Annotated in this window: 4 protein-coding genes; 3 read left to right on the plus strand and 1 reads right to left on the minus strand. The window is 66.9% G+C overall.

Going from position 1 to position 5,638, the window contains the following annotated elements; translation table 11 throughout:
* Positions 1-141: 141 nt before the first annotated feature.
* Positions 142-570, minus strand: a complete 429-nt coding sequence (locus H0U68_RS11165) for a helix-turn-helix transcriptional regulator (RefSeq protein ID WP_296355548.1) — start codon at positions 568-570, stop codon at positions 142-144.
* Between the two features lie 155 nt (positions 571-725).
* Between H0U68_RS11165 and H0U68_RS11170 the strand changes: the two genes are divergently transcribed.
* The 3 genes from H0U68_RS11170 (at position 726) to H0U68_RS11180 (ending at position 5,140) form a co-directional block, all read left to right on the plus strand.
* A complete protein-coding gene (locus tag H0U68_RS11170; protein WP_296355550.1) occupies positions 726-3,581 on the plus strand; it encodes a CHC2 zinc finger domain-containing protein in 2,856 nt (951 codons plus the stop codon).
* A gap of 219 nt (positions 3,582-3,800) precedes the next feature.
* The gene (gene xerC, locus H0U68_RS11175; RefSeq protein WP_296355553.1) at positions 3,801-4,964 is read left to right on the plus strand and encodes a site-specific tyrosine recombinase XerC; all 1,164 of its coding nucleotides are present in this window, start codon (positions 3,801-3,803) and stop codon (positions 4,962-4,964) included.
* Positions 4,961-5,140, plus strand: coding sequence for a hypothetical protein (locus H0U68_RS11180; RefSeq protein WP_296355555.1), 180 nt, complete (start codon positions 4,961-4,963; stop codon positions 5,138-5,140). The genes xerC and H0U68_RS11180 overlap by 4 nt, the downstream gene beginning before the upstream one ends.
* Positions 5,141-5,638 lie beyond the last annotated feature (498 nt).

Below are 5,638 nucleotides of genomic sequence, written 5' to 3' on the forward strand. Positions count from 1 at the left end.
GCAGACATCAAGAAGCTTCGACCGCACAGCATCTTGCCGTTCTGGTGGTAGCAATGTTCTTGAGAGAGAAGACGCTGCAGCAACCCAGCCGCTAAGGCTGGGGTCTGCAAACAACAAGGGCCGCTGATCGCGACCCTTCGTTCATCTGGAAGCGCTGACGTGCGCGGCGCGCTTGCCTGGTGCCTTCTTGGCCGGTGGCTTGCCGCGTGCGGCCTGCACGCCGGCGCGCTGCGCCTGGCGCGCCATCGACTGCTTGGCCTGGTGTTTGAGGATCAGGCCTTCGATCACGCCACGCGCGAGTTCGCGGTCCTCTTCATCGAACTGGCTGATTGCCTCGAACTGCAATCGCAGGTCATCGTCGGGACCGCGTTCATCCTTACCAAAAATTAGCTCATCTGCCGTCACGGTCAGCGCGATGGCCAGCCGGCGGATCACATCGAGCGTGGGCTGGCTGTCGCCGGTCTCGTAGCGGTTGATCTGCGTGAGGTGCACCTGCACCCGGTCGGCCAGTGCCTGCTGGGTGAGGCCGCGTTCCTTGCGGAATGCTGCCAGCCGTTGCGCGAAATCCATGTCAAGCCACCAAGTCGAATCGTCAATGGCATTCACTCTAACCCCCGGTTGCAAAGGTGCTTGAGTGAATATAGCATATGCGCTAATTCAAAAACACCTGATTCGCGTATTGACAGGATTTGACCCTGTGACGCGCTCAAGAAAGGCACAACGACATGGCGCGCATTCCCGAAGACGAGCTGGACCGCATCAAGAACGAAGTGAGCGTGCAGCGCCTGGTGGAGGCCTCGGGCGTGGAACTCAAGAAGATGGGCAAGGACCTGCGCGGGCGGTGCCCGCTACATGAAGGCGACAACGAGCCCAGCCTGTTCGTGACGCCCGCGAAGAACCTGTGGCATTGCTTTGGCTGCGGCGCTGCCGGCGGGCCGATCGATTGGGTGATCAAGACGCGCGGTGTGAGCTTCCGCCACGCGGTGGAGTTGCTCAAGGCCGACCCTTCCTTAGCGGCGGGAACGCCGCAGAAAGTGACCACCACGCGCGCGCTGGCCGCGCCCGTGACGCTGGATGCCGACGACCAGGCGCTGCTCGCGCAGACCGTGGACTACTACCACCAGCGGCTAAAGGAAGACGCCGAGGCGCAGGTGTACTTGAAGAGCCGAGGCCTGGAGCATCCGGCCTTGATCGACACCTTCAAGCTCGGCGTGGCCGACCGCACCTTGGGCCTGCGCTTGCCGAACAAAAATCGCATCGAGGGCGCGGCGATCCGCGAGCGCCTGCAGCGCATCGGCCTGATTCGCGAAAGCGGGCATGAGCACTTCAATGGAAGTCTCGTCATCCCGGTGTTCGATGCGGCCGGCCAGGTGGTCGAGGTCTACGGCCGCAAGCTGCGCGATGACCTGCGCGCCGGGACACCCAAGCACCTCTACTTGCCCGGTCCGCATGCCGGCGTGTTCAACCTGGCCGGCATCCAGGCGGCCGGTGCGCGCCCTGCGGGCCAGCGCGATGCGATCCTGTGCGAAGCGCTGATCGACGCGCTCACCTTCTGGTGCCACGGCTTCACCAACGCCACCAGCAGCTACGGCATCGAGGGATTCACGGCCGACATGCTGGCCGTGTTGAAAGCGAACCACATCGAGCGCGTGTTCATCGCGTATGACCGCGACGAGGCCGGCGAGCGCGCGGCCGAGAAGCTGGCCAAGGAGTTGATCGCGCAAGGCTTCGAGGTCTTGCGCGTGCAGTTCCCCAAGGGGATGGATGCCAACGAGTTCGCGCAGAAGATGAGCCCGCCGGCCAAGGCCTTGGCGCTGGTGCTGCACCAGGCGCAATGGATGGGCGGCGCGCGCCGGCCGCCCGAGGGCGATGCGCCGGTGAGCGTGGCGCCGGTGGACAAGCCGCCTCCCTCGGCGCCGGCCGGCGCTGCAGCAAAGCAAGAACAACCGGCAACTAAGGAAGAAAGCCCGCGCCTTCCTTCCTTAGCCGCCGACTCTGCGCGCGCCGCACCCTCAGCCGATACCGACGCTGGCAGCGGCGCGCTGCCCGACGAAGTGCAGCTCGAGCCGGGCGTGTGCGCCTGGCGCATTCGTGGCTGGAAAAAGAATCTCACCCCCGAGGCGATGCGTGTGAACGTGCAAGTCAGAAGCGAGGCCGGCTACTTCGTGGACACGCTGGACCTGTACGCCGCGCGCAGCCGCGCCTCGTTCCTGCGCGCCGCCTCGATCGAGCTGGCGCTGGGCGAAGACGCTGTCAAGCGCGAGCTGGGCGCCGTGCTGCTGAAGCTGGAAGTCTTGCAAGACGAGTTGATGGCGCAGGCGCGCAAGCCGAGCACGCCGGCCGCGCCGATCCTCACGGCCGAGGAAGAAGCGCAGGCCCTCGCGCTGCTGCGCGCGCCCGACCTCATGGCCCGCATCGTCGCCGACCTGCACGCGCTGGGCGTGGTGGGTGAGGACATGAACCTGATGGCCGCGTACCTGGCGGCCGTCAGCCGCAAGCTCGATGCGCCCTTGGCCGTGCTGATCCAGTCCACCAGCGCGGCCGGCAAGAGCGCCCTCATGGATGCGGTGTTGAACCTGGTGCCGCCCGAGGAACGCATTCGCTACAGCGCGATGACCGGCCAGTCCCTCTACTACCTGGGCGAGAACAACCTGCAGCACAAGATCCTGGCCATCGCCGAAGAAGAAGGCGTACGCCAGGCCGCCTATGCCTTGAAGCTGTTGCAGTCGGACGGCGAACTCACGATCGCCAGCACGGCCAAGGACGAAGCCACGGGCAACCTGCAGACGCGCCAGTACACCGTGCGCGGCCCGGTGATGCTGATGCTGACCACGACGGCGATCGACGTCGACGAAGAACTCTTGAACCGCTGCCTGGTGCTGAGCGTGAACGAATCGCGCGAGCAGACCGCCGCGATCCACGCGCGCCAGCGCCAGAAACAAACCTTGGAAGGCCTCATGCAGCGCGCCGGCCGCGAGCAGCTGGAGCAGCTGCACCACAACGCGCAGCGCCTGTTGGCCAACGTGGCGGTGGTCAACCCTTACGCGCGCAAGCTCACCTTCCTTGCAGACAAGACCCGCACCCGGCGCGATCACATGAAGTACCTGGCGCTGATCGCGGCCATAGCGCTGTTGCACCAGCACCAGCGCGAAGTCAAGAGCGCCGAGCATGCCGGCCAGGTGCTGCGCTACATCGAGGTCACCAAGGACGACATCACGCTGGCCAACCAGGTGGCGCACGAGGTGCTGGGCCGCACGCTGGACGAGCTGCCGCCGCAAACGCGCAAGCTCCTGCGCCTGATACGCGCGCTGGTGGACGCACGGGCGAAGGCCGAGCGTATGACACCCGCGCAGGTGCGCTTCACGCGCCGCGACGTGCGGGGCGCCACGGGCTGGAGCGACAGTCAGCTGAAGGTGCACTGCGCGCGCCTGGCCGACATGGAGTACTTGCTGGTGCACGCCGGCAGCCGCGGCCACAGCTTCACCTATGAACTGCTGTGGGACGGCGCCGATGATGAAGACGAGCGGCGCCTGTGCGGCCTGATCGAGCCCGATGACTTCGAGCCGGAGCCATCACTATGACCGCGCAAGTCTGGGTCGAGGGCGCGCAAGTTTGGGTCAAGTCTGCCCCAAGTTTGGGTCAAGTTTGGGCCAAGTCTGGGGGTGTGAATGGACCGCAAAGCCGCGCCGGCATTGGCTTGGCGGCCTATTCGCACGCGAGCGATGCGAAACCGCGTATTAGAGGCGGCGCGACTTCGCGCCTTAACGCGGTCGTAGTTGCAGCATCGGAGCACTGAGGCCATGCGCACCGGCACGCGCCCCTACACCTACCGGCCCAGCACCCGGCGCCCGTTCATGGCCGCCGACACCCGCGCCGTGGGCGGCGCACCCAGTGACCTGCGCGGCCTGTTCGCCGCGATGCGCCGCTACCTCGAACACCTGGGCGTGAAGGGCTACACCGCGCAGGGCCTGTATGGCGCCGAGCGCTACATCCGCGACTTCATCGCCTGGGCCGACGAGCGCGGCGTGACCCATCCCACTCAGGTCAGCCGCGCCGTGCTGGAGCGCTACCAGCGCTGGCTGTTCCACTACAGGAAGCGCGACGGCGAGCCGCTGTCGGTGGCCAGCCGGCGCGGCAAGATCACGCCCCTGCGCGGCTTCTTCAAGTGGCTCACGCGCGAGGGAGAAATCCCGGCCAACCCGGCCGCCGACATCGACTTGCCGCGCAAGATCAAGCGGCTGCCGCAGGCGGTGCTCTCGGTGGCCGAGGTCGAGCGCATCATGGCGCTGGCCGCGATCGGCACGCCCATCGGCCTGCGCGATCGGGCGATGATGGAAGTGCTCTACGCCACCGGCATCCGCCGCATGGAGATCGCCCAGCTGGAAGTGGGCGACATCGACTTCGAGCGGCGCGTGCTGCTGGTGCGCCTGGGCAAGGGCCAGAAAGACCGCATGGTGCCGCTGGGCGAGCGCGCGGCGCACTGGGTGCGGCTGTACCTCGATGACGCGCGGCCGCAGCTCGCCTGGAACCAGGCCGACGCCACGCTGTTCCTGGGCAACGAGGGCAACCCGCTGCATCCCATGTGGCTGTCCACCGTGATCGCCACCTACGTGCAGCGCGCGCAGATCGGCAAGAAGGGCAGCTGCCATCTGTTTCGCCACACCATGGCCACGCTGATGCTCGAAGGCGGCGCGGACATCCGCCACATCCAGGCGATGCTTGGGCACGCGGACATCAGCTCCACGCAGATCTACACGCAGGTGGCGATCCGCCAGTTGGCCAAGGTTCACGCGATGACGCATCCGGGCGTGCGTCGGCGCGAGCGTGGTCAGGCGCAAGAGGCCGCGCAGGACACGCAATTGCTGCTGGACCTGGCTACCCCTTACCCCGAACAAGAAAACCCCGCCGAGGCCCTTCTGGAGGCTTTGGCGCATGAGGCCGAAGAAGAGGAGAACACGCCATGAACTTCCAGGTGGAGCTGAGCGATGAGCAGGCCTGGGCGCTGGCCGAATTCCTGAAGCGGGTGGGCTGGAGCGAGTGGCGGGCGCTGGCGGTGGATGACGAGGAGGCGCGGCGGATGCGGGACGCCTGCGAAGAGTTGCGCCAGGAGCTGGCGTATCAGGGCTACGCGCCGAGGTGACAGGCGTTGCCGGCGGACGCGCCAGGGCGCGCGGCTGAACGCGAGCGCCGTGCGCCTGGCGTGCGAGGCGTGACGGCTATCTGGTCCGCTCTCGTCACGCGGCTTGCTCCGTGTTGGCGATCGAGGCGCAGCAGCATGCGGGCAAGCCGCGCGCCGTCGCTGCACCTGGGCGTGCGTGAGGACGGCGCTCCGGACGCGGAGCTGCATGCCAGCGCTGGAAGTCAAAGCATGGCGCTTCGCGCAGAGCTGAGATGCAGGCCAGGACCGGCATCGAGCCGGCCCCGGCCTGGCAGGCGCCGCGGGGTGAATTGCGCCGAAGCGCAATTCAACATAACGGGCGATTGCCATCAAGTGCCGCAGTCGCGCGCAGGGCGCGCTTGGTGCCGGCACCGCTGTCGCTTCGCTTGCCGCGCCCTTCGGGTTGAATGGCAATCCCCGTTATGTCTGGCGCCGCCGCGGCCCCTGCGCGCTTGGGTCAGGCCTCACGCGGTGTAGCCC

The sequence above is a fragment of the Ramlibacter sp. genome, assembly GCF_013697775.1.
GTDB lineage: Bacteria > Pseudomonadota > Gammaproteobacteria > Burkholderiales > Burkholderiaceae_C > Ramlibacter.

Bases quoted from the DNA above. Each gene is read 5' to 3' on its own strand.
- H0U68_RS11180 (WP_296355555.1), top strand. From the start codon at position 4,961: ATGAACTTCCAGGTGGAGCTGAGCGATGAGCAGGCCTGGGCGCTGGCC.
- H0U68_RS11165 (WP_296355548.1), bottom strand. From the start codon at position 570: ATGGATTTCGCGCAACGGCTGGCAGCATTCCGCAAGGAACGCGGCCTC.
- xerC (WP_296355553.1), top strand. From the start codon at position 3,801: ATGCGCACCGGCACGCGCCCCTACACCTACCGGCCCAGCACCCGGCGC.
- H0U68_RS11170 (WP_296355550.1), top strand. From the start codon at position 726: ATGGCGCGCATTCCCGAAGACGAGCTGGACCGCATCAAGAACGAAGTG.